Here is a 22,159-nt window from a genome sequence, read left to right as displayed (position 1 = left end):
GCCGCGCACAATGATCGTTTCCCTGGAGGCCCTCGCCATGCCCGAACTGCGCCCGACCTGCGAACACTGCGACTAGGCGCTGCCGCCCGACTCTGCGCAGGCGCGGATCTGCTCCTTCGAATGCACGTTCTGCAGCGAGTGCGTCGAGCACGTGCTCGGAGGCGTGTGTCCGAACTGCGGCGGCGGCCTCGTGCCGCGGCCCATCCGCCCGGCGCGCGACTGGAAGAACGGCAACTACCTGGGCCGCCATCCGGCCGCGACCAAGCTCACCTGCGAGCCGGTCGACCTGGCGGCGCATGCCCGGCTGCTGGCGCAGGCCGCCAGGAACGCCCCCGAGGCGCTTGAATTGACCGCCTAGCCGCGCAGGCGGGCCGCCGCGCGGGCGAGCTGCTCGATGCCTGCCCAGTCGCCGGCGGCCAGCTTGTCGGCCGGGGTGAGCCAGGAGCCGCCCACGCACAGCACGTTGGGCAGGGCGAGGAAGTCGCCGGCGCTGGACGGGCCGATGCCGCCGGTCGGGCAGAAGCGCAGCTGCGGCAGCGGCCCGGCCCAGGCGGCGAGCAGCCTGGCGCCGCCGGCCGGCACCGCCGGGAAGAACTTCAGGTGCCGGTAACCGCGCTCGAGCAGGGCCATCGCCTCGCTGGCGGTGGCCGCGCCGGGCAGCAGCGGCAGGGCGACGTCCTCGGCCGCATCGAGCAGGCGCGGGGTGGCGCCCGGCGCGACGGCGAACCGCGCGCCGGCCTGCTGCGCGGCGCGCAGGTCGGCCTCGCCCAGCACCGTGCCCACGCCGACCACGGCGCCCTCCACCTCCGCGGCGATCGCGCGGACCGCCTCGAGCGCGGCGGGCGTGCGCAGGGTCACCTCGATCGCCGGAATGCCGCCGGCGACCAGCGCGCGCGCCATGGGCACGGCCGCGCGGGCGTCCTCGATCACCACGACCGGGATCACCGGGGCAAGGCGCAGGGTGCGCTCGATCTGCTGCTGCTTGTCGGTCGGGTTCATCAGAGCACTCCGGCACCGAGGTCGGCGTTCATGGCATTGGCGCGGAACAGCGCGAACAGCTCGCGGCCGGTTCCGGCCTGGTGAGGGTCCAGCGCGGCCTGGTCCGGCACGCGGGCGGCGAACTGCGCCGCCTCGACGAGCACCTCCAGGCGGCCGTTGACCGCGTCCAGGCGGATCAGGTCGCCCTCGCGCACCCGCGCGAGCGCACCGCCCGCGGCTGCCTCGGGGGTGACGTGGATCGCCGCCGGCACGCGGCCGGAGGCGCCAGACATGCGCCCGTCGGTGACCAGCGCGATGCGGTGCCCGCGATCCTGCAGCAGCGCCAGCGTGGGGGTCAGCTTGTGCAACTCCGGCATGCCGATCGCCTGCGGGCCCTGGAAGCGCACCACCGCCACGAAATCGCGATCGAGCTCGCCGCGTTCGAAGGCCGCGCGCACCTCGTCCTGGTCGTCGAACACGATTGCCGGCGCCTCGATCACCAGCCGGTCGTCCGGCACCGCCGACACCTTGATCACCGCCCGGCCGAGGTTGCCGGCGAGCAGGCGCAGGCCGCCGTCCGGACGGAACGGCTCGGCCGCGCGACGCAGCACGCCGCGGTTGCCGCTCTCCTTCGCCACCGGCGCCCAGGCCAGCCGGCCGTCCGCATCCAGGCGGGGCACCTGGGTGTAGCGGGCGAGCCCGGGGCCGGCCAGGGTCTGCACGTCCGCGTGCAGCAGGCCGGCTTCGAGCAACTGGTCGATCAGGAAGGCCATACCGCCGGCGTCGTGGAAATGGTTCACGTCGGCATAGCCGTTGGGATACACGCGTGCGAGCAGCGGCACCACCGCCGAGAGCGCGTCGAAATCGTCCCAGTTGAGCTGGATGCCGGCCGCGCGCGCCATCGCCACCAGGTGCAGCAGGTGGTTGGTCGAACCGCCGGTGGCGTGCAGGCCGACCACACCGTTGACCACGGCGCGCTCGTCCAGGATGCGCCCCAGCGGCAGGCGCGTCTCCGGGCGGGCCAGCGCCACCACGCGCTCGACCGCCGCGCGGGTGAGCGCGTCGCGCAGTGGCGTGTCCGGTGTGACGAAGCTCGAGCCCGGCAGCTGCAGGCCCATGATCTCCATCAGCATCTGGTTGGAGTTGGCGGTGCCGTAGAAGGTGCAGGTGCCGGGGCTGTGGTAGGAGGCCGCCTCCACCTCCAGCAGCTCGGCGCGGGTGGCCTTGCCCTCGGCGTAGGCCTGGCGCACCTTCGACTTCTGCTCGTTGGGGATGCCGCTGGGCATCGACCCGGACGGGATGAAGGCGCCGGGCAGGTGACCGAAGGCGAGCGCACCGATCAGCAGGCCCGGCACGATCTTGTCGCAGATGCCCAGGTACAGGGCCCCGTCGAACATGTCGTGCGAGAGCGCCACGGCGGTGGCCATGGCGATCACGTCGCGCGAGAACAGCGACAGCTCCATGCCGGCGCGGCCCTGGGTGACGCCGTCGCACATCGCCGGCACGCCGCCGGCCACCTGCGCGGTGGCGCCGAACTCGCGCGCGAGCTCGCGGATCAGGCCCGGATAGCGCTCGTACGGGCGGTGCGCCGAGAGCATGTCGTTGTAGGCGGTGACGATGCCGAGGTTGGGCGCGCGGCCGTCGCGCAGCGCGGCCTTGTCGGTCGCGTTGCAGCCGGCGAAGCCGTGCGCGAGGTTGCCGCAGGACAGCCGCGCGCGGCTGGGGCCGTCGCCACGAGCGGCCGCATCGATGCGCGCGAGGTAGGCCGCGCGGCTGGCGCGGCTGCGCTCGACGATGCGCGCGGTGACTTCGGCGACGACGGGATGCAGCGGATTCATGGCAGGAAACTCCCGGGCAAAAGCGCAGCGCGACCAGGTGCGCCGGCGGTCAACAGATCAGGGACACCAGTACACCGCCACCGGCTCCGGCGAGCGCGCGAGCACGGCGCGCACCGGATAGTGCGCGGCCTCGCCGAGGCCGAGCCGCGCCTGCGCCAGCAGCTCGCGCTTGTCCTCGCCCTCGATGTGCAGGAACAGGTGGCGGGTCTGCAGCAGTGTGGACAGGGTCAGGGTGATGCGCGGCTCGCCGGCGCCCGGCGCACGCATCGGCACCACGCCGACGGGCATGCTCGGATCGAGCGCGGCGTCCAGCCGGTCGCCGCCGGGGAAGAACGAGGCGGTGTGGCCGTCCGCGCCCATGCCCAGGATCACCGCGTCGAACGGCAGCGGCAGCGCGTGCACGCAGCGACCGGCCTCCGCCTGGCCTTCCTCCGGCGTGGCGGCGCCGGTGTAGAGCGGCACGAAGCGCGCCGCGGCGGCGGCATCGCGCAGCAGGTGCTCGCGCACCAGGCGCGCGTTGGAGCGCGGATGGTCCTCGGCCACCCAGCGCTCGTCGACCAGCGTCACCTGCACCCGCGACCAGTCCAGCGACGCCTGCGCAAGGCGCTCGAAGAAGCGCAGCGGCGTGCGCCCGCCGGAGACCGCCAGCAGCGCAAAGCCGCGCTCGAGCAGGCCGGCCCGCAGGCGATCGGCCACCCGCTCGGCCAGGGCGGTGGCGAGCGTCTGGCCATCGGTGAAGGTGTGGGTAGTCAGCGGTAGGGCGGTGGTCATGGCGGGACTGGCAGGCGAACGTGGGCGGTGCGGGGACCTCGGGGCAGGGTGGCGCTATTCGCTGTCCTCGTTCCAGGTCCGTCCGTCGCGCTCGATCAGCGCCACCGCCGCGCTCGGTCCCCAGCTGCCGGCCGCGTACGGCCGTGGCGGCTCGCCGGCGGCAGCCCAGGCGGCCAGGATCGGATCCACCCAGCGCCAGGCGGCCTCGACCTCGTCGCGGCGCATGAACAGGGTGGGGTTGCCGCGCACCACGTCGAGCAGCAGCCGTTCATAGGCGTCCGGCTGCTGCACGCCGAAGGCCTCGACGAAGCTCATGTCCAGCGGCACGTGGCGCAGGCGCAGGCCGCCGGGACCGGGATGCTTGATGGTCAGCCACAGCTTGACGCCCTCGTCGGGCTGCAGCCGCAGCACCAGCCGGTTGTGCGCCAGCGGACCGGCGGATGCGTCGAAGATCGAGTGCGGCACCGACTTGAACGCCACCACGATCTCCGACAGCCGCGTGGCCAACCGCTTGCCGGTGCGCAGGTAGAACGGCACACCGGCCCAGCGCCAATTGGCGATCTCCGCCTTCAGCGCCACGAAGGTCTCCGTGTTGGACTGGCCGTTCTCCAGTTCCTCGAGGTAGCCCGGCACGCGCTCGCCGTCGATGGCGCCGGCCTTGTACTGGCCGCGCACGGTCAGCTGTGCGACGTTGCGCATGTCCAGCGGCTTGAGCGCATGCAGCACCTTGAGCTTCTCGTCACGCACGGCGTCCGGCGAGAGTGAGGCCGGCGGCTCCATCGCCACCATGCACAGCAGCTGCAGCATGTGGTTCTGCACCATGTCGCGCAGCGCACCGGCGCGGTCGTAGTAGCCCGCGCGCCGGCCCAGGCCCAAGGTCTCGGCCACGGTGATCTGCACGTGGTCGATGTGGCCGGCGTTCCACAGCGGCTCGAACAGCGCGTTGCCGAAGCGCAGTGCGAGCAGGTTCTGCACCGTCTCCTTGCCGAGGTAATGGTCGATCCGGAAGGTCTGCTTCTCGGAGAACACGCGGCCGACGGCGTCGATGATGCACATGGCGCTGTCCAGGTCGCGACCGATCGGCTTCTCCAGCACCACCCGCGAGTTCGGCCCGTTGAGGCCGGTGGCGCCGAGCCGGTTGCAGATATCGACGAACAGTTCCGGCGAGGTGGACAGGTAGAACACGCGGACGTGGCCGGGCCGCTCGTTCACCAGCGCGGCGAAGCCGTCCCAACCTTCGTCCTTGCGCGCATCCAGCGGCAGGTAGAACAACTGCGGCAGGAACGCCTCGATGCGTTCGGCCGAGCCGCCGCCATCGACCAGCACGTCGCGCACCAGGCCGCGGTAGCCGGCGTCGTCCAGGCCTTCGCGCGCCACGCCGATGATGCGGCTGGCCGCCGGCACCTGACCGTCGAGGAAGCGGTGGAACAGTGCCGGCAGCAGCTTGCGCAGCGCCAGGTCGCCAGTGCCGCCGAAAATCACCAGATCGAACGGGTCGACGGGCGGGGGGGAAGCCGTCACGGAGTCACCTCGACTGCTGTGGGAGGGACAGGCCAGGCGCCTGCCGGATGCTGGGATGGTACCAGTGAAATACCAGATTACCCAGCCGGGCGTCGATGCCGTGCATACGTTTTCATGACGACTTGCCGCAAATGGTTTGGGATTGGTATCGTTCCGGCATGGAGACCGCGCTCGTCGCCGAATACCGCCGCCTCTGCGCGAGCGCCGATACGCGCCAGCCGCTGGCCTACCTGCGCCTGCGCCGGGCGATCCGCACCGTGGTCGAGCACCGCGACATCGAGCCGGGCCAGGCGCTGCCCAGCGAGCGCGACCTCTCGCAGGCCCTGGGCCTGTCGCGCGTCACCGTGCGCAAGGCCATCGCCGGCCTGGTCGAGGAGGGCCTGCTGACCCAGCGCCACGGTGCCGGCACCTTCGTCGCCGAGCGCATCGTCAAGCCGATGTCGCGGCTGACCAGCTTCACCGAGGACCTGCGCGCACGCGGACTCAACCCTCGTTCGGAGTTCTTCGAGCGCGGCATCGGCGAGGTGACTCCGGAGGAGGCGATGGCGATGAACCTCTCGCCCGGCGTGGCGGTGGTGCGCCTGCACCGCGTGCGCTATGCCGGCGACGAGCCGCTGGCGATCGAGCGCAGCGTGGTCCCGGCCAGCGTACTGCCCGACCCGATGCTGGTGCATGATTCGCTGTACGAGGCGCTGGAGCGGCGCAACGCCCGCCCGCGCCGCGCCCTGCAGCGTCTGCGCGCGGTGTCCCTCGGCGCCCAGCACGCCCGCCTGCTGCACGTACCGGCCGGCAGCGCAGGCCTCAGCATCGAGCGGCGCAGCTTCCTGGACGACGGCCGCGTGGTGGAGTTCACCAGCTCTTGGTACCGCGGCGACATCTACGACTTCGTGGCCGAGCTGCACACGGATTGAGCGCCGCCGCCACGCTGCCGGTTAGTATGGGCGCATGAGCCAAGGGAACGATCCGGCCGGTCTGGACCGGCTCCGCCGACGCGCGCACGCACTGCTGCAGGAACAACGCTTGCCCGAGGCGCAGGCGGTCCTGGAGGAAGTGCTGCGCCACGCGCCCAACGATCTGGCGACCAGCATCGACCTGGCCGACACGAGATTCCGGCGTGGCCAATTGCAGGCCTCGACGCTTCCGCTGCTGCAGGCCATGCGGCAGCTGCCCCGGGACGTTCCCCTGCTGATTTCGCTGGTGCAGCACCTGATCGCGCGAGGCGAGGTTCTTGCCGCACGTTCCTGCCTCGACCTGCTTGCGCTCGCACCCGCCCCCCCTCCCGAGCTGTGGGTGGCGCAGGCGAGCCTGCGCTTCGCGCTGGGCGAGATCCCGGAGGCCAAGGCGCTCATGGACAAGGCCGTGGCAGCCGGGGCGAATTCGCCCGGAGACCTGCATCTTCGCGCGATGCTGCTCCAGTTCAGCGGTGACATCGACGGGGCCTGCGCCGTACTCGAGACGTGCCTGCAGCGTTGGCCGCACTTCGGCGACGCCGCGATGGTGCTGGTCAACCTACGCAAGCAGACACCGCACGCCAACCGCCTCGACTCGCTGCGGGAACAGCTGCGCAAGCTGCCCGAGGAAGCGGCCACCCCGGACCAGGCGTTCGTGCGCGCCGAGTTCGAGTACGCGCTGTTCAAGACACTCGACGACCTGGGACGCCACGAGGAGGCATGGGACGCGCTGGCGCGGTGCAATGCCTTGATGAGCCGGCTCAACCCCTATGACGCGACCGCCGAGGAGGAGGTGGCGAACGCGCTTGTCGATATGCCGCATGTCCCTGTCGACGCGCGCGGGAGGCCGGAAGGGCCCACACCCATCTTTATCGTCGGCATGCCTCGCTCGGGAACGACCCTGCTGGATCGTATCCTGTCGAGCCATTCGCAGGTGACTTCGGCCGGCGAGATCATCGATTTCTGGCGCCAGCTCCACTGGGTCGCCGATGTCGTTCCGGCGAGGTCGCAAGGCCTGCGCCGGGTGATCGCGCGAAGCGCCGGGATCGATTATCAGGCGCTCGGCGCTCGCTACCTCAGGCAGACGCAATGGCGAGCCCGCGGCCGGGCGTACTACATCGACAAGCTGCCGGCCAACATCCAGATGGTGGCCTTCATCCGCCGGGCGTTGCCGCACGCTCCGATCCTGCACATGGTCCGTGATCCCATGGATACGTGCTTCTCCAACTTCAAGGCGATGTTCGGCAACGTTTCTTCCTACAGCTACGAGCTCGGTGCTCTGGCGCACTACTACGGGCAATACGCGCGCCTGGCAAGTCATTGGCACGCCTCGCTACCGAGCGCGATGCTGGACGTCCCGTACGCCGAACTGGTGCGGGCTCCAGAAACAACCGTCGAGCGGGTACTCGCCCACTGCGGGCTGGAACTGGAAGATGCCTGCCTGGCGCCGGAGCGCAATGCCGCTCCCGTCGCCACGCCGAGCAGTGCGCAGGTGCGCGAGTCGATCCATACCCGGGGTGTCGGCCAGTGGCGCCATTACGCCCGGCAGTTGGCGCCGTTGCAGGAGGCACTCGACGCGTTGCAGCCGGCCGCGGCCCTGGCGGCGGTCTGAGCCGTCGACCCGGCGAAAGCGCACCGCCTGCTGTCACGCGCCGCCGAAGGGGCACCCGGGCGGCGCGCACCAGGCAGCCCATGGCTCGGCCTCCGTTCTCTGCACGGATCGAGCGGATACCATGACGCCATGACCACTCCCGGCGGCCCGATCTCTCTCGACACGCTTCGTCAGCGCGCCAAGGCCTGCACCGACGGCCGGCGATGGCCCGATGCGCAGGCAGCGCTCGAAACCATTCTGCAGCATGCGCCCAACGACCTGGCCGCGAGCATCCAGCTGTCCGACGTGCTGTTCCGCCAGGGCCGGCTGCAGGCGTCGACCCGCCCGCTGCTGGCGGTGCTCGGCCGCCTGCCCAAGGATGCGCCCCTGATCGTCATCCTGGTCCAGCATCTGGTGGCGCGCGGCGAGATCGTGGCTGCCCGTGCCTGCCTGGATCTGCTGGAGCAGGCGCCGGATCCGCCCGCCGATCTGCTGGTCGCACAGGCCAACCTGCGTTTCATGACCGGGGAGATCCGGGAGGCCTTGCAGCCAGCGGCGCGGGCCATGCGGGCAGGAGTGCGCTCCCCGGATGCCTGGCGGCTGTACGCCATGTTGCTGCAATTCAACGGGCGCATCGATGAGGCCCGTCGGGTGCTGGAGCAGTGCCTGGAACGCTGGCCGGATTTCGGCGATGCCGCCGCCACGGTGGTCGATTTGCGCAAGCAGACGCCGGAAGCCAACTACCTGGCGCAACTGCACGAACAGCTGCGACGGCTTCCGGCGCACCCGGCGGATCCGCACCAGGCATTCGTGCGCGCGGAGTTCGAGTACGCCGTGTTCAAGACCCTCGACGACCTGGCGCGCCATGAGGAGGCGTGGGAGGCACTGGCGCGCTGCAACGACCTGATGCATCGGCTCAACCCCTATGACGCCGCGCTCGAAGAAGCCCTGACCGACGCGCTGATCAGGCTGCCGGCAGGCCAGGGTACGTCCCGGCAGGCTCCTCCGCCCGAAGGGCCGACGCCCATCTTCATCGTAGGCATGCCGCGCTCGGGCACGACCCTGCTGGACCGCATCCTGTCCAGCCACTCCCAGGTGGCCTCGGCAGGAGAGATCATCGACTTCTGGAGGCAGCTGCACTGGGTCGCGGACGTGCTGCCGGCGAAAGCGAAGGGATTGCTCCGCGTCATCGAGCGCAGCGACAGCGTCGACGCCAGGGAAGTCGGCCGTCGTTATCTGAAGCAGACCCAATGGCGTGCGCAAGGTCGACGCTACTACGTCGACAAGCTGCCCGGGAACATCCAGTTGGTCGCCTTCATTCGCCGTGCGCTGCCGCACGCGCCCATCCTGCACATGGTGCGCGATCCGATGGACACCTGCTTTTCCAACTTCAAGGCGATGTTCGGCAACATCTCGCCCTACTGCTACGAGCTGGGCGCGCTGGCGCACTACTATCGCCAGTACGCGCGGCTGGTGAGGCATTGGCACCAGGCACTGCCGGGGGCCATGCTGGATGTTTCCTATGCGGAACTCGTGCGGGATCCGGCTGCGGTCGTTCCACGCGTGCTTGCCCACTGCGGGTTGGAGGTGGAGCAAGCCTGCCTGCGTCCCGAGCGCAACACCTCGCCGGTCGCCACGCGCAGCACCCCGCAGGTGCGGGAGTCGATCCACACGCGCGGGTTGGAGCAGTGGCGTCACTACGAGCGCCAGCTGGCGCCGCTGCGCGCGGAACTCGCGACAGCGGGACTGTGCGCGCCGGCCTGAGCCTGCCGGGCACCGCGGCCCTGGATGATGGACAGGGTTTTCCGCTTCAGGCCGGCGCGTGCTGGAACCGACCACACGGCCCGGTCACGGCACTGCCACGGGCCGCCACCTCCGAAGTCGGGCCTGCTCCTTCGCCGAAGAAAAAAGCCACCGACCGGGGGGTCGGTGGCTTCCGGCACGAACTGACGATCAGTAGTCGTAGGTCACGGACAGACGGATCGTCCGGGGCTCTTCGAAGAAGATCGGGTCGTGGTAGGTGTTGGAGATGTAGATCGTATCCGGTGCGGTGATCTCGGTCGGATCGAGGCCGTAGTTGTTGTACGCCGCCTCGCCGGTCGGATCGGTCTGGATCGCCTTCTGTTCGTTGAACACGTTGAATATGTCCAGATTGAAGCCCAGCTTGTGGTCGGCGAACGCCGGCGTGTAGTGGATGCCCAGATTGAGCGGCTTGGTCCACGGGGTATGGCCGTCCCTGCCCGGCGGAATGCGCACACCATGGCACCAGTGGTAGTTGCCCGCGCCGCCCGCGTTGTAGCCGGTCGGGTCTTCGACGCCGGTCGGACCGAAGTAGCCGAGACATTCCTGCGGCTGGCCGGACTGGGCCAGCAAGGTGCCGGAAATCAGCCATTCCGGCGTGATCTGGTAGGCCGCGCGCAGACGGATCTGGTGCTTGTGGATGTTGATCAGCTCGCCGTTCTGGCCGTCCATCAGCTCCCAGGAGTCCCAGTCCTCCGTCTTGGAGACGTCGCCCTGGCCGAAGTCGGAACGCACCTGACCCTCGGTGTTGCCGAAGCCGCGGGTGAAGGTGTAATCGATGCGCGCCTGCCACTTGCCGTCGAACGGGTGCTCCAGATAGAGGTTCAGCATGCCGACCTTGCGCTTGACGCCCTGGGTGAAGCCCCAGTCCGCAGCGCTCATCGGAACGATCACGCTGCTGGTGCCGTCATCCGACCGGACCAACATGTTGTTGGTCTCGCCCGGATTGATCAGTCGGCAATAGGCCGGTCCGTACAACGAGTTGTAGTAGCCGGAGGCCGGATCGAAGTCGTCCGTGGTGGTGATGAGGCCCATGCTGCGCATCTTGTCCTCGATGCGGCTCGGTGAGCACTCGTCGTCGATCGCCGTCTTGAGGTCGCGCCAGGTGGCCTTGGCGCCGTAGGTCCAGCTTTCGTTGAGCTGCTTGTCGAAGCCGACGATGAACTCGTCCAGATACTCGGGCTTCAGGTTGCGCGCGGTGACCTGCTCCGGATCCTTCGGCAGGCCGAACTCGCCGTCCGGAGAGATCGGACCGGCGAACTGCTGCAGGCCGGTCGGAATACCGTTTTCGTCGATGCCGGTGTAGGTGTAGTAGTTGAGGATGTACGTGGAACGGTTGGCGGCACGCTCCGCGGCGTTGTCCGGCAGCGCCAGGTAGTAGCGGCCCACGTTGCCGTAGATCTTGAACGACGAATCGCCGTTCACGTCCCAGCTGACGCCGATGCGCGGCTCCCACTGGTTCTTCAGATCGGCAAACGCCTGGCCCAGGTCGTTGTTGTTGGTGAAGTGATCGTTCCGGATGCCGATGTTCAGCAACAGGTTCGGCGTCACCTGCCAAGCGTCCTGCAGATACCAGGCCTTCTGCGACATCGTCATGCTGGTCTGCCAGCCGATCTCGCGCTGCATCACGAAGCCCGGGTAGTACCGCCAGTAGTAGTTGACCGCCGGATTGAACGGGTTCTGCTGGTTCGGGCCCTGGTTCTTCGCGCCGTAGTACATGTTGTCGATGCCGGCGGACAGATCGTGGTCACCCAGCCGGTAGTCGAAGTCGACGCGAAGACCGCGCGTGGAGTTCGACGCATTCTGGGAATCCCAGCTCGTATTGGTCTGGCAGTTGGTGATCGGCGTGCCGCCGTTCAACGCCGGATCCTGGTTGTACGGGCGGGAAATGAACGGGTACGGGCAGGTATTGCCGTAGATGGTCGGATTCTTGAACTTGGCCTTGCCGTACAGGATGCTCAGCGTGGCATCGTCGGTGATGTAGCTGGTGAAGTGACCGATGTAGAACGTGGCGTTGTCCTTGGTCACGTCGTTGGGCGAGTTGAAGTCCGTGGCCTGCAGCGTGTCGTAGTCGAAGTTGTAGGTCGAGCCACGGCCCGTGGTCTGGTTGTTCTTCAACATCGTCAGTTCGAGGACGTTGTTGTCGGTGATGTTCCAGTCCAGCTTGCCGTAGAACTTGGTGTTCCGATCCTGGTTGTACTGGACCTTGGAAAGGTCGATGTTTTCCACGTTCGTGGAATGGTTCCGGGTGACCTCACCGGCCAGGAACATGAACAGCTTGTCCTTGATCAGCGGGCCGCCGACGTACGCGGAGTAAACCGTCTCCCACTGCTTGTTGTCGTTGCGGTACTGATTGAGCGTACCGGGCTTGTTGGGATCTTCGAGCTCGTAGTGCGTAAGGCCATCCAGGCTGCCCGGGTTGGCGATCGGGTCCGGAATGACCGGATGACCGTAGTAATTGTTGCGCGGGCTCGCTTCCAGGAACCGCGGCTGCCACACGACCTGGCCGCCGAAGTGCCACTCGTTGGTGCCGCGCTTGCCGATCTGGTTGATCACGCCGCCGTCGGAACGGCCGTACTTGGCGCTGTAGCCACCGGTCAGGGTTTCCTGCTGGTCGATCGCACCGTAGGGCAGCTGGAAGCCGCCGATGTTGCGGTATGGTTCACCGGTGTTGTAGCCGTTCACGTAGTAGGCGTTCTCGGACACGCTCGAGCCGCCGAACGACACCGCGTTGGCGAAGTAGCTGCTGCCCTTGACCGTGCCCGGCGCCAGCAGCGCGATCGACTCGGCGTTGCGCGTCACCGGCAGCTTCTGCAGATCGGCCGCGGTGATGATGGTGCTGGAGTTGACGCTGGTCACGTCGATGGCGGGCAGCGCACTTGCGACGACCTGCACGGCACCCAGGTTCTGGGCGTTCTGCGCGCTGGCCGCGGCAAACGGCACCTGGGTACCGGCACCCGGGGAGACGGTCACGTTCTCCTGGGTAGCGAGCGTCTGGCCATCCTTGCGCAGGGTGACGGTATAGCGACCTACCGGCAGGCCACTGACGGAATAGCGGCCGCTGGCGTCGACTGCGACTTCGCGGGTCGTGCCGCCGGCACCCCGGACTTGCACGGTTTCGCCGGTGCCTGCCGGCGCCGAACCGAAGATGCTGCCGGTCGTGGCCTGACCGAAGGCGATTCCAGTGAAACCCAATCCCATGCCCAAAGCCACCGCCAACGCGGTGTAACGGGGCAGGGCCCCGCGCGAGATGTGACGCCTGTTCATTGAGAGATCTCCCCAGATCGACCCGTGCCGGGCCATTGACAAAAAGGCAACAAGAAAAGAAAGGACGCTTCCTTAACCTGGATGCACGGTTGACACCGTTGTCTGCCTCGCCCCAGCGCCGATCGCCAACGAACCACAACCGCGCAATACGACTACCTACCAGCATCGTCGGCCTGGGGGAAGTGTCGATTTTTTAATCATCTCGTTGTGAAAGAAACGTTAGCAATCCACGCGCGCAGCGGGATTGCGGCCTGCGGCGGCTAAACAATGGCTTAGCAGCTCTTCGCGAGCGTTTGAATCGACGGTTTCTTGACGCCGACGGGCGGCCTCGTCCTCTAGGCGCCCTGGCTGGTGGAGCGGTTCAGGGCTGAGTGGCTTGGCGCAGGCACGCCTACCGGCCGTCCGGTTGGACTCCCGCTTCGGGACTCTGCCGACGGCAGGCTGCTCCGCGCCCTGCCTGAAGTTTCATCGAGGGTCCTTCCAGCGACGTTGGAGATGTAACTCCGCAAAAAAAAAGCCACCAGCCGTCAAGGCTGGTGGCTCGAGGCTGAAATCAGCCCGCTTTGCTATCAGTAGTCGTAGGTGACCGACAGGCGTACCGTCCGCGGGGTCTCGTAGTAGAGCGGCATGCCATAGGTGGGGCTGACGAAACCCACGTCGGCATCCTGGGTCGGGTCGGTCTGGGTGGCCTTCTGCTCGTTGAACGCGTTGAAGATGTCCAGGTTGAGACCGAGCTTGTGGTCGGCAAACGCCGGCGTGTAATGGACGCCGAGGTTGAGCTCCTTGGTCCACGGGGTGTGCTTGAAGCCCGGAGCGATACGCTTGCCCGCACACCAGTGATAGTTGGGACCGTAGCCGACCGGATCCTCGTCGCCGTTCGGGCCGTAGTAACCCAGACATTCCTGGGGCAGGCCGGACTGAGCCAGCAAGGTACCCGACACCAGCCATTCCGGAGTGAACTGGTAGGCACCACGCACGCGGATCTGGTGCTTGCGGGTGTTGAACAGCTCGCCGTTCTGACCGTCCATCAGCTGCCAGGCGTCCCAGTCCTCGGTCTTGGAAACGTCCGACTGGCCGAAGTCCGAGCGCACCTGGCCTTCGGTGTTGCCGAAGCCGCGAGTGTAGGTGTAGTCGACGCGGGCCTGCCACTTGCCGTCGAACGGATGCTCCAGGTACAGGTTCAGCGAACCGACCTTGCGCTTCACGCCCTGGGTGAAGCCCCAATCCTGCATGGTCATCGAGACCAGCTGGTCCGACAGGCCACTGCCGGCATTGGCCCTGATCAACATGGTGTTGGTCTCACCCGGGTTGATCAGACGGCAATAGGCCGCGCCGTACAGCGAGTCGGCATAGTCGTCTGGATTCAGGCCCATGCTGGCCATCTTGTTCGCGATCTGGCCCGGCGAGCACTCGTCGTCGATCGCGCTCTTCAGGTCACGCCACATCGCCTTGGCGCCGTAGGTCCAGTTCTCGTTGAGCTGCTTGTCGAAGCCCGCGATGAACTCGTCCATGTACTCCGCTTTCAGATTACGCGCGGTGACCTGTTGCGGATCCTTCGGCAGGCCGAACTCGCCGTCGGGCGAATGGAGGATCCCGCCATCCGTCGAGGTCAGGCCCTGCGGGATGCCGTTTTCGTCCACGCTGGTGTAGTTGAACTTGTAGTACGTGTAGGTCGAGATGTTGGCCGCACGTTCGGCTGCGTTCTCCGGCAGCGCCAGGTAATAGCGGCCGACGTTGCCGTAGACCTTGAACGACGAGTCGCCGTTCACGTCCCAGCTGACGCCGATACGCGGCTCCCACTGGTTCTTTTCATCGACGAACGCCTGGCCGACGTCGTTGTAGTTGATGAAGTGGTCGTTGCGCACGCCGATCTTCAGCAACAGGTTGGACGCGACCTGCCAGGCATCCTGCAGGTAGTACGCCTTCTGGTCGGTCGACATGCTGGTCTCCCAGCCGATCGTGTACTGGCGCACGGTGCCGTCTGCGCGGTACGACCAGAAGTAGTTCAGGCTGGGATTGAACGGGTTGTACTGCGACGGGCCCTGGTTCGAGGCCGCGTAGTGCATGTTGTCGATACCGACCGCCAGATCGTGGTCGCCGAGCCTGTAGTCGAAGTCGGCGCGCAGGCCATGCGTGGCGTTGGTGGCGTTGGACGAATACCACCGCGTATTGGTCTGATCGTTGAAGAAGCCGCCCGCGGGGAGCTTGCTGGCGGTGATGTACTGCGGGTTCGAGATGAACGGCAGGGTGCTGTGGTTGCCGTAGAGGGTCGGATTGTCGAAGGACGCCTTGCCGTACAGGATGCTCAGCGTCGCATCGTCGGTGATGTAGCTGGTGAAGTGGCCGATGTAGAACTTGGCGTTGTTCTTGGCTACGTTGTTGCCCGCGCGGAAATCCTCCGCCTGCAGCGTGTCGTAGTTGAAGTTGTAGGTGGAACCGGCACCGGTGGTCTGGTTGTCCTTCAGGGCCGTCAGCTCGAGGACGTTGCTGTCGGTGATGTTCCAGTCCAGCTTGCCGTAGAACTTGGTGTCCTTGTCCCGGTTGTACTGGACCGTGCTGAGGCTGTTTTCGACGGCCGGCTGCACGCTGGTGGAATGGGTGCGGGTGGTCTCGCCCGCCAGGAACATGAACAGCTTGTCCTTGATCAGCGGTCCGCCCACGTAGGCCGAGTAGATCGTTTCCCACTGCTTGTTGTTGTTGCGGTAACGCTCAAGCACGCCCTGCAGGTCCGGACGGGCGAGCGTATAGGAGGTCGTGCCTGCCGGAGCGGGGACAGCGAGGTGGGGATAGTAGGTGTTGCGCGGGCTTGCTTCGAGGAAACGGGGTTCCCAGGCGACCTGGCCACCGAAGTGCCACTCGTTGGTGCCGCGCTTGCCGATCTGGTTGATCACGCCGCCGTCGGAGCGGCCGTACTTGGCGTCGTAACCGCCGGTCAGCGTTTCCTGCTGGTCGATCGCACCGTAGGGCAGCTGGAAGCCGCCGATATTCTTGTACGGCGCGCCGGTGGTGTAACCGTTCACGTAGTAGGCGTTTTCGGACACGCTCGAGCCACCGAACGCCACGGCATTGGGGAAGTAGCTGCTACCCCTGGTCGTGCTCGGCGCCAGCAGCGCGATCGACTCGGCGTTGCGCGTCACCGGCAGCTTCTGCAGATCGGCCGCGGTGATGATGGTGCTGGAGTTGACGCTGGTCACGTCGATCGCCGGCAGCGCACTTGCGACGACCTGCACGGCACCCAGGTTCTGGGCATTCTCTGCGGTGGCGGATGCGAAGGGCACCTGGGTACCGGCGCCCGGGGACACGGTGACGTTCTCCTGGCTGGCGAGCGTCTGGCCATCCTTGCGCAGGGTGACCGTGTAGCGACCCACCGGCAGCGCACTTACCGAGTAACGGCCACTGGCATCCACCGCGACCTCACGGGTCGCACCATTGGCGCCCTGGACCATCACGGTTTCGCCGGCAGCTGCCGGCGCGGTACCGAAGATGCTACCGGTCGTGGCCTGGCCATAGGCGAGCCCCGTAAAACCCAGCCCGACGGCCAAGGCCATCGTCAAAGCGGTGTGACGAGGCAACGCCTTGCGCGACATGAAACGGTTATTCATCAATAAATCTCCCCAGAGTGGCCATTCCGGCCAATAAAAAGTTCAAGCAGCAAGTGCCAAACTACGTTCCTGAAAAACTCGGCACGGCAGTGCCGTGGTTCCGTGTGTTCACCCCAGCGTAGTTCTTGGCCACGACACGCCCATCAAGGATCATGGTCGCGTAGCGCAACCTAGCTCCGCCCGCAACGGAGTGTCAACTTTTTTTTAATCATCTCGTCACGCGGGCATGGCGGTCGCAAAATTTTGCGATATCGGCACGTTCGCATTTTCTTGCGCCAAGCGTGCCGGAAGCGGCTGCGGATATTGGCGGCAGATTTTGTATCGGCCTAATAAATGTTGTTAGCGCGCGGGTAATCTAGAAAAATCGCCATTTATTACGATCGACGGCAGGCCCGATATCGAGCCGTGACGTGCGTGGTGGATTGACACAGTGGCGAAGGCTGCCTTCCGGCGGCCAACTATCTTTGCGCGGCAGACAGCGCGTGCCTGAGCGGATCGAACAAGGGCCCGTATCGCTCCGCCAATCCCGGTTGGCGCATCAATGGCTGCCTTACCTGTCCCGCGCTCGCGGTGCGGACGTCGCGCTCGACTTCGTAGAAGCGGAGGCACGCAGGCTCGAAGGAAAGCCCACAGTAAGCGAGGAGACGCCGCACTTCCCGCTCGGGGTCGGCAAGGAGAGCTTCGTGGACGACCGCATGGATCAGATCGGGAAACCGGTCGCGCCAGAACCCCACCGTCCGGGTGCAGTCGTACCAGTATCTGCCCAGCTCGTCGAGGTCGTAGCTGTACAGCTGATCCCGCTCGAACTCGTGCTTGTAGCAACTCCAGCAGGTTTCGACAGGATCCCGTTCGCAATAGACGAATCTGGCTCCCGGAAGCATCGAACGCGCGATGCCGACGAACTGCCACTTGCTGAGCTCCTTGTCGGTAAACATGGGCTTGCCACGATGTTTGCCGGCCATGCGCTCGAGGTAACTTCTGCCCAGACGCGTCCAGTCCTGGGCGCTTGCTTCCGATACCCAGGCGGCCGGTGGCTTGCCCCGGCGCACGCTTTCTTCGGTCAGCACCGCGCTGAAGTCGCCCACTTCGCCTGCCGCTTGTACCGAAGGATGGGCGCAAAGCATCTGCTCGACCAGGGTCGAGCCCGACCGGGGCATGCCGAAGATGAGGATCGCTTCGCGGCCCAGGGTGGGGTCCTCCGCTTCGGAGACCGGCCCGGCGAACGCGCGCATCTGGGCATCCGCCAGTGCGCTTATGCGATCCGCCTGCCACTCCACGGAAGTCCTCTTGCGGCGGTTGGCGTCGACGATGACCCGATAGGCATCCTCAAAGCGGCCTGCGGCCTCGAGCGCCGCCCCATAGGCGAAGCCGAGGGATGCCCGGTAAGGGTGATCCGGAGGGCAGTGCGAATGGGCCTGGCCCAACTGGGCCAGGTCTTCACGCGTGAGGGTCGCCGTCTTCAGGCCGACCAGGCGGGCCCAGGCTTCGATGGACGCTGGCTCGGCATGCAGGATCGTTCTCAGTTCCGCCTCGGCCTGCCCGAGCCTGCCGCAAGCCTTGCAACAGTCCGCAAGCATGAGCCGGGCTTCGTTGTCTTCGGGAGACAATTCGAGCAGACGCATCAAGGCCGTACACGCCTCGCGTGCATGTGAGGCCGATGCGAGGGCCTTGGCCAGGTTGTACCAGTAGTTGGGCTTCTCGGGCGCAAGCTCGCAAGCGCGGCGTATGGCAGTAATGGCGCCTGACAGGTCACCCGACGCTCCCAGCGCACTGCCCAGGTTGTTGTGCAGGGAGGCGTCCTGCGGAAAGAGCCGGGTCAGGTGGCTCCAGGCCATCGCGGCCTCTGCGAATCGGCCCATCTGGTGCGACACGATGCCTTGCAGACGCAGGACCCGATCGTGCCCAGGCCAGGCTTCCGCCGCGTCGCGGAGCAGGACGGATGCCTCGGACAGGGCCCCTCGCCTGGCGAGCGATTCCGCGCGATGAAGGAGGCTGGCGGGGAACTCGGTGGGCGGGCGTTTGCTGTTCTTTTCCATTTCCGACATGGCGACTCCAGGGGCGATGCTGGCTGGCGTCGCGTCTTGCGCCAGGGTGAGCTGGGTGCCCGGCCGCCTGGCGGTCATGAACCACTTCACGATGGTTGGCGCAGCCCGTCAATGGCTCGCGGACATCCGAGGAGCGCGCGCAGCGCGGAGATCCGAGGCCGCGACTAGCTGATCCGGCGGCACAGCTTACCGGCCCAAAAAACAAGCGGCCACGAGGGCCGCTTGTTCGTCCGGATGCGCAGAACCGTTACAGCGAGAAGTCGTAACGCATCCCCAGACGGACCGAGCGCGGCGTCTGGTAGCTGATCACGCGACCATGGTTCGGGTCGGTCACGTCCGACTGGGTTTCCACGATGCTCATCGCGCGCTGCTGAGCCAGGACGTTGAAAACGTCCACGGTGAAGGCGAGCTTGTGGTCGGCCCACGCCGGCGTGTACTGCGCGCTCAGGTTGAGCTGGTACGTCCACGGCAGCCGGCCCTGCGAACCGCGCGGCGTGAATTCCTTGGTGAAGTCGTCTTCGCTCGTACCGAAGTCGCAGAAGAAGAACGAGGCACCATAGCCCTGGCGGTCGTAGCCATCCGGCGGGTTGCCGATGCAGTTCTTCGGGCGACCCGACTGGATGATCGCGCTGGCGCCGAGCAGCCATTCGGGGTTCATCTGCCAGTAGCCGTAGGCCTTGATCTCGTGACGACGATCGTTCGGCAGGTAGCCGCGCGAACCGACCATCAGCTCCGGGAAGTCCCAGTCCTGGGTGACCGACGGATCCTGCTGGCCGATGTCCGACTTGAGCATGCCCTCGGCATCACCGTAGTTCTTCGACCAGACGTACTCGAGCTTTCCGTACCAGTTGTTCGCAAAGGAATGCAGCAGGTACACGTCCAGCGAAAGGTACTTGCGCTCCAGGTCGGGGTAGCCGATGCCATTGGCGTTGCCCGCGAAATCTTCCTTGGTCAGGTTGAAGTCCTGGAACGTACCGTCGCCCATGTCCACCGAGAAGGTGTTGTTCTGGCCCGGGTTGAACAGGTAGCAGCCGGAAATGCGGGCGTTGCTGATGTCCGTGCCGGTGCGGGCGGCATAGGCCTGGAAGGGCGCATCGTCGCAGAAGTCGTCGATGATGCTCTTCAGGTTGCGGTAGGTCGCTTTGGCGCCGAACGTCCAGTCCGGACCCAGCGTCTTGTCGAAGCCGAGGATGTATTCGTCCTGGTAGTAGGCCTTCAGGCCCTTGGCCGCGACCGTACGCGGATCCGGCGCGGTGACGCCGTCGGAGCCGTTGATGTAGCGGACGCCGGTGATCGGCGCCAGGCCTTGCGGTGCACCGGTGGTCGGGTCGACGCCGGTGTAGGTGAAGTACTGGTTGGAGAACAGCGACGCCGAGGCGCCGCGGATGGCCACGTTGGCGGGAATGGCCAGGTGGTAGCGGCCCGCGTTGGCGTAGACCTTGAAGGAGGAGTCGCCAAACACGTCCCAGGTCACGCCCAGGCGAGGAGCCAGCTGGTGACGCTGCTTGACGTAGACCTGGCCCTGGCCGTTGTAGTTGGCGAACTGCTCGTTACGCAGGCCGAGGTAGGCCATCCAGCGGTCGGAAATCTGCCAGCGGTCTTCCAGGTACTGCGCTTCCTGCTTCACGCTGACGTTGGCGACGAAGCCGATGATGCGGTTACGCACGACGTATTGCGGCGTGGTGGCGGGCGGGGTGTAGCCCGGCTCGCTCTCGATGCCGCCGGCGACGGCCGTCGACCAGTCCATGTAACGGTGGTAGACGCCACCGGAGTAGGTCGTGCCGCTGTACGACGACAGGTCCTGCGTATCCAGACCGGCGCGCAGATCGTGGTCGCCCAGATGGTACTCGACGTCGAGACGCCAGCCCTTGGTGTCGTCCTTCGCGCCCGGTGCAAGCACCTGGGTCGCCGTCCAGCAGGTCGCGTACTGCTGGCTCGGGTCGACGTTACGGGCGTCGATCACCAGCGGACACGGCGCACCGGAGGAGCCCAGCGCCACGTCCGAGTGGGTGGTGTGGGTCTTGCCGTACAGGGCGGTCACGGTGAGATCGTCGGTCAGGTAGCCGGTGTACTTGCCGATATACAGGTTGCCGCCAGGCTCGGAGCCCGCGGTACCGCGGTTCTTGCTGCGTTCCGAGCCGACGAAGGCCCCGGTCTGGCCGGTGGCGTAGTCGTAGTAGTACGACTTGGAATCCGTCGAATTCTTGTCACCCATGCCGGTGAATTCGAGGATGTTGTTGTCGTTGATGTTCCAGTTGATCTTGGCCAACCAGCGATGCGACTTGTCGGTCTCGTCGGTGCGCGTGGTGCCGGCGCCGGCGTTGGAGCCGATGCCCGCGGAACCGCTCTGCTTCTCCGCCTCGCCGGTCAGGTACATGAACAGCTTGTCCTTGATCAGCGGACCGCCGATGTACGCGCCGTAGGTGATGTCGTTGGTGGTGTTCTCGCTACGGTCCTGGAACAGCTGGCCCGCCTTGGCGGACGCGGGGTTCATCGGATAGTAGATGTCGCGCGGCGAATCCTTGAGCGCGCGCGGGGACCAGTAGGCTTCCACGCCCGCCTTCCACTCGTTCGTGCCGCTCTTGGTCACGATGTTGACCACGCCGCCGGTGGAGCGGCCGTACTCGGCGCCGTAGCCACCGGTGATCACCTGCTGCTGATCGATCGCATCGAAGGGCAGCTGCGCGAAACCGATGCCGGTCAGCGAGTTGGTGACCGGGAAGCCGTTGACGTAGTACTGGTTCTCCGAGGCGGACGCGCCACCGAACGACGCCACGTTGCCATAGCGGCTATCGGCGCTGACCGTGCCCGGCGCCAGCAGGGCCGCCGCGGTGACGTTGCGCGCCACCGGGATCTTCTGAAGCGTCTCCGCGGTCAGGACGGTGCGGGTGTCGACCTGCGAAACGTCGATCGCCGGGAGCGCCGAGGCCACCACGGAAATACCTTCCAGGGTCTGGGCCTGAGTCGCGGCCGCAAAGGAGGCGTCGACACCGCCGCCGATCTGGACGGTCACGTTCTGGGAAGCAATCTCCTTTCCGTCCTGCAGGAGCGTGACCGTATAGGTGCCCACCGGAAGCGAGGAGAGGCGGTAGCGCCCGTTCTGGACCTGCACGTCGCGGCTGAACCCGGTGGCCGGATTCGTGATGCGAACGCTCGTGCCGGTGGTGCCGGTGTCGCCGAAAATGCTGCCGGTCGCATTGGATTGCGCCAGCGCCACGCCCCCGAAACCCATGCTCAGTGCGACGGCCAGGGCGGTTCGGCGCCAAATTCGATTGTCGATCTTCATTAGTTAATTACCCCCAGAATGACCAAAGGTCCGATGACGCCTAAGCGTCCAAAGCAAGTCGAAGACAACGGCGCAGCGACCGCCCGCGAAGGCGGCCCACGAAGGCACTCCCGAATGCCTGCGCCTGAAGCAACTCGCTGCCAGACCATAGCCCGCACCGTAAGATTTCGTCAACAAAAAATTACGTTTTGGTGGGCGTGTCGTAATCTTCTACGAGTGCCGGCTTCCGCGCCGTTCAGGTATAGTGCCGGTCGCCTCGGGTGTCCCATGGCAGACAAGCCTCGGGATGAAACGGGAAGCCGGTGCGTTGTGCGATGCACGACAAGGCCGGCGCTGCCCCCGCAACGGTAAGCGAGTCAGACGGTCGGCCCGATGCCACTGTGCGCACGCACGGGAAGGCGCCGTCCGGCGGGTTTCCAACCCGCGCCCGCGAGCCCGGAGACCGGCCCGGAGCGTGACCTGGTGGACCTGCGGTGGGCGGGCCGGACCTCGTGCGTGGCCTGCGCCTGC

The 22,159-nt window shown here is 66.5% G+C and carries 12 protein-coding genes and 1 riboswitch; of the genes, 4 read left to right on the top strand and 8 right to left on the bottom strand.

Annotated elements, in window-relative coordinates; genetic code table 11:
* The first annotated feature begins 79 nt into the window (after positions 1–79).
* Positions 80–358, top strand: a complete 279-nt coding sequence (locus WAT24_RS00870; RefSeq protein ID WP_336806362.1) for a DUF1272 domain-containing protein — start codon at positions 80–82, stop codon at positions 356–358.
* Here WAT24_RS00870 and eda read toward each other — a convergent pair.
* The 4 genes from eda to zwf are packed head-to-tail and all read right to left on the bottom strand — an operon-like array spanning position 355 to position 5,108.
* The gene (gene eda / locus WAT24_RS00865; RefSeq protein WP_336805918.1) at positions 355–999 is read right to left on the bottom strand and encodes a bifunctional 4-hydroxy-2-oxoglutarate aldolase/2-dehydro-3-deoxy-phosphogluconate aldolase; all 645 of its coding nucleotides are present in this window, start codon (positions 997–999) and stop codon (positions 355–357) included. The two genes, WAT24_RS00870 and eda, sit on opposite strands and share 4 nt — an antisense overlap.
* Positions 999–2,816, bottom strand: coding sequence for a phosphogluconate dehydratase (gene edd / locus WAT24_RS00860; RefSeq protein WP_336805917.1), 1,818 nt, complete (start codon positions 2,814–2,816; stop codon positions 999–1,001). Before edd ends, eda begins: the two co-directional genes overlap by 1 nt.
* A 57-nt stretch (positions 2,817–2,873) precedes the next feature.
* Complete coding sequence (pgl, locus tag WAT24_RS00855) at positions 2,874–3,587, bottom strand: 6-phosphogluconolactonase (RefSeq protein ID WP_336805916.1); 714 nt, start codon at positions 3,585–3,587, stop codon at positions 2,874–2,876.
* Positions 3,588–3,641: 54 nt separating this feature from the next.
* On the bottom strand, positions 3,642–5,108 hold the full coding sequence (zwf, locus tag WAT24_RS00850) for a glucose-6-phosphate dehydrogenase (protein WP_336805915.1): 1,467 nt from the start codon (positions 5,106–5,108) through the stop codon (positions 3,642–3,644).
* A 158-nt stretch (positions 5,109–5,266) separates the two neighbouring features.
* On the opposite strand from zwf, the gene WAT24_RS00845 reads away from it, so the two are divergent.
* From WAT24_RS00845 to WAT24_RS00835, 3 genes are all read left to right on the top strand, one after another.
* A complete protein-coding gene (locus tag WAT24_RS00845; RefSeq protein ID WP_336805914.1) occupies positions 5,267–6,019 on the top strand; it encodes a GntR family transcriptional regulator in 753 nt (250 codons plus the stop codon).
* A gap of 34 nt (positions 6,020–6,053) precedes the next feature.
* Positions 6,054–7,670, top strand: coding sequence for a tetratricopeptide repeat-containing sulfotransferase family protein (locus tag WAT24_RS00840; protein ID WP_336805913.1), 1,617 nt, complete (start codon positions 6,054–6,056; stop codon positions 7,668–7,670).
* A 129-nt stretch (positions 7,671–7,799) separates the two neighbouring features.
* Positions 7,800–9,413, top strand: a complete 1,614-nt coding sequence (locus tag WAT24_RS00835) for a tetratricopeptide repeat-containing sulfotransferase family protein (protein WP_336805912.1) — start codon at positions 7,800–7,802, stop codon at positions 9,411–9,413.
* A 189-nt stretch (positions 9,414–9,602) separates the two neighbouring features.
* Here WAT24_RS00835 and WAT24_RS00830 read toward each other — a convergent pair whose 3' ends face one another.
* The 4 genes from WAT24_RS00830 to WAT24_RS00815 all read right to left on the bottom strand — a co-directional run bounded on the left by WAT24_RS00830 (position 9,603) and on the right by WAT24_RS00815 (position 21,649).
* Positions 9,603–12,716: a TonB-dependent receptor gene (locus WAT24_RS00830; protein WP_336805911.1), complete on the bottom strand. Its 3,114-nt coding sequence runs from the start codon at positions 12,714–12,716 to the stop codon at positions 9,603–9,605.
* Positions 12,717–13,285: 569 nt separating this feature from the next.
* Positions 13,286–16,318 (bottom strand): TonB-dependent receptor, encoded by a 3,033-nt coding sequence (locus WAT24_RS00825; protein WP_336805910.1) that lies wholly within the window; start codon positions 16,316–16,318, stop codon positions 13,286–13,288.
* A 458-nt stretch (positions 16,319–16,776) separates the two neighbouring features.
* Positions 16,777–18,441 (bottom strand): tetratricopeptide repeat-containing sulfotransferase family protein, encoded by a 1,665-nt coding sequence (locus tag WAT24_RS00820; protein WP_336805909.1) that lies wholly within the window; start codon positions 18,439–18,441, stop codon positions 16,777–16,779.
* Positions 18,442–18,610: 169 nt separating this feature from the next.
* Positions 18,611–21,649, bottom strand: a complete 3,039-nt coding sequence (locus WAT24_RS00815) for a TonB-dependent receptor (protein ID WP_336805908.1) — start codon at positions 21,647–21,649, stop codon at positions 18,611–18,613.
* A 241-nt stretch (positions 21,650–21,890) separates the two neighbouring features.
* A riboswitch (cobalamin riboswitch) is annotated at positions 21,891–22,114 on the top strand.
* The last annotated feature ends 45 nt before the right edge of the window (positions 22,115–22,159 follow it).

This window comes from Fulvimonas yonginensis, from assembly GCF_037137055.1.
GTDB classification, from domain to species: domain Bacteria; phylum Pseudomonadota; class Gammaproteobacteria; order Xanthomonadales; family Rhodanobacteraceae; genus Frateuria_A; species Frateuria_A yonginensis.
This window is presented reverse-complemented; position numbering and strand designations above follow the sequence as displayed.

What these genes read in the sequence shown, in the direction of transcription:
- WAT24_RS00835 (WP_336805912.1), top strand. Translation starts at nt 7,800, where the DNA reads ATGACCACTCCCGGCGGCCCGATCTCTCTCGACACGCTTCGTCAGCGC.
- WAT24_RS00815 (WP_336805908.1), bottom strand. Translation starts at nt 21,649, where the DNA reads ATGAAGATCGACAATCGAATTTGGCGCCGAACCGCCCTGGCCGTCGCA.
- WAT24_RS00840 (WP_336805913.1), top strand. Translation starts at nt 6,054, where the DNA reads ATGAGCCAAGGGAACGATCCGGCCGGTCTGGACCGGCTCCGCCGACGC.
- WAT24_RS00845 (WP_336805914.1), top strand. Translation starts at nt 5,267, where the DNA reads ATGGAGACCGCGCTCGTCGCCGAATACCGCCGCCTCTGCGCGAGCGCC.
- WAT24_RS00830 (WP_336805911.1), bottom strand. Translation starts at nt 12,716, where the DNA reads ATGAACAGGCGTCACATCTCGCGCGGGGCCCTGCCCCGTTACACCGCG.
- WAT24_RS00820 (WP_336805909.1), bottom strand. Translation starts at nt 18,441, where the DNA reads ATGACCGCCAGGCGGCCGGGCACCCAGCTCACCCTGGCGCAAGACGCG.
- WAT24_RS00825 (WP_336805910.1), bottom strand. Translation starts at nt 16,318, where the DNA reads ATGAATAACCGTTTCATGTCGCGCAAGGCGTTGCCTCGTCACACCGCT.
- edd (WP_336805917.1), bottom strand. Translation starts at nt 2,816, where the DNA reads ATGAATCCGCTGCATCCCGTCGTCGCCGAAGTCACCGCGCGCATCGTC.
- pgl (WP_336805916.1), bottom strand. Translation starts at nt 3,587, where the DNA reads ATGACCACCGCCCTACCGCTGACTACCCACACCTTCACCGATGGCCAG.
- eda (WP_336805918.1), bottom strand. Translation starts at nt 999, where the DNA reads ATGAACCCGACCGACAAGCAGCAGCAGATCGAGCGCACCCTGCGCCTT.